1 protein-coding gene is annotated in these 1,786 nt (G+C 68.9%); it reads right to left on the bottom strand.

The genetic code is table 11. The features are described from left to right. Positions 1-22: 22 nt before the first annotated feature. A partial coding sequence (gene glmS / locus CAP13_RS08535; protein ID WP_143764936.1) for a glutamine--fructose-6-phosphate transaminase (isomerizing) occupies positions 23-1,786 on the bottom strand: 1,764 nt, incomplete at its 5' end.

Genomic DNA, 1,786 nt, shown 5'->3' with positions numbered 1-1,786 from the left:
CCCGGCACCGCGCCCGCCGCCCCTACTCCACCGTCACGCTCTTGGCGAGGTTGCGCGGCTGGTCGACATCGCAGCCGCGCAGCAGCGCGACCTCGCGAGCGAGCAGCTGCAGGGGCACCGTCGCCACGATCGCGGAGAACTCGTCGCGCGTCGCCGGGATGCGAATCACGTGATTGGCGACCCGCTCGATATCCTCGTCGCCCTCCGTCGCGACGGCCACAATTAGCGCGCCACGGGCCTCGCACTCCTTGAGGTTCGAGACCATCTTGTCGTACACGGCGCTGCGGTTCGTGACGGCGATCACGGGGAACCCGGGCTCGATCAGGGCGATCGGCCCGTGCTTCATCTCGCCCGCCGGATACGCCTCCGCGTGCAGGTAGCTCACCTCTTTGAGCTTGAGCGCGCCCTCGTGGCTCACCGCCGCGCCCATGCCGCGCCCCACGAAGAGCGCCGACACGGCATCCTTGCAGGCCTCGGCCGCGGCTTTGATGGCGTTGCGCTGCGTGTCCAGGACCCACTGGATCTGCTCGGCCGTGTCGCCAAGCTCGCGGAAGAGCAGGCGGGTCTGACCGCGCGTGAGCTTGCCCTTCACCTGGCCAAGCAGCAGCGCGAGCAGCGTCAGGCTCACCACCTGGCCGATGAAGCTCTTGGTGCTCGCCACCGCGATCTCCTTGTTGGCCTTGGTGTAGATCACGCCGTCCGACTCGCGGGCCACGGGGCTGCCCACCACATTCGTGATGCCGAATACCTTCGCGCCCTTGATCCGCGCGTCGCGGATCGCCGCCAGGGTGTCGGCCGTCTCACCCGACTGCGACACGGCGACCACCAGCGTCGACGGCGTGATGATGGGGTCGCGGTAGCGGAACTCGCTCGCGGCCTCAACCTCGCACGGGATCCGCGCCCAGCGTTCGATCAGGTTCTTCGCGATGAGTCCCGCGTGGTAGCTCGTGCCGCAGGCAATCACGTAGATGCGGTCGATGAGGTTCAGCTCCTCGAATGTGAGGCCGAGCTCGTCGATCGTGAGCTCGCCGGTGCCGGAGAGGCGCCCCACAAGGGTGTCGCGCACGACGCGCGGCTGCTCGACGATCTCCTTCATCATGAAGTCGGGGTAGCCGCCCTTCTCCGCCATGTCGAGGTCCCAGTCGATGTGCGTGACCTCGGGCTGAATCACCTGGCCCTGGTCGTCGGTGTACTCGATGCCCTCGGGGGTGAGGCGGGCAAACTGGCCATCCTCGAGCACCACCACGTCGCGGGTGGCGTCGATGAGGGCGATCACGTCCGAGGCGACGTAGCTGCCGCGCTCACCGCGGCCGATGACGATGGGGCTGTCCTTGCGGGCCACGGCGATGACACCCGGCTCGTCGGCGCAGACAACGGCGAGGCCGTAGGCGCCAACCACATGGGTGCAGGCCTCGCGAACGGCGGCCATCAGGTCATGCGTGGCAGGCAGGCCCGCGGCGGCGCTGCCATCGTAGGCCTCTTCGATGAGGTGGGCGAAGACCTCGGTGTCGGTGTCGCTGGTGAAGACGTGGCCGCGGGCGATGAGCTCGTCGCGGAGCTCGGCGAAGTTCTCGATGATGCCGTTGTGGACGACGGCGATGCGATCGCCGCAGCTCGTCTGCGGATGGGCGTTGGCCTGGGTGGGACGCCCGTGCGTGGCCCAGCGCGTGTGCCCGATGCCGCAGGTGGCGGGCAGGCGGCGGGCGGCGAGCTCGGACTCGAGACCGGAGACCTTACCGACACGACGCACCACGTCGAGGACGGTGGCGCCATCGGGGCCGCAGTC

Origin of the sequence: Collinsella vaginalis, from assembly GCF_900176655.1 — a bacterium.
GTDB classification, from domain to species: domain Bacteria; phylum Actinomycetota; class Coriobacteriia; order Coriobacteriales; family Coriobacteriaceae; genus Collinsella; species Collinsella vaginalis.
This window is presented reverse-complemented; position numbering and strand designations above follow the sequence as displayed.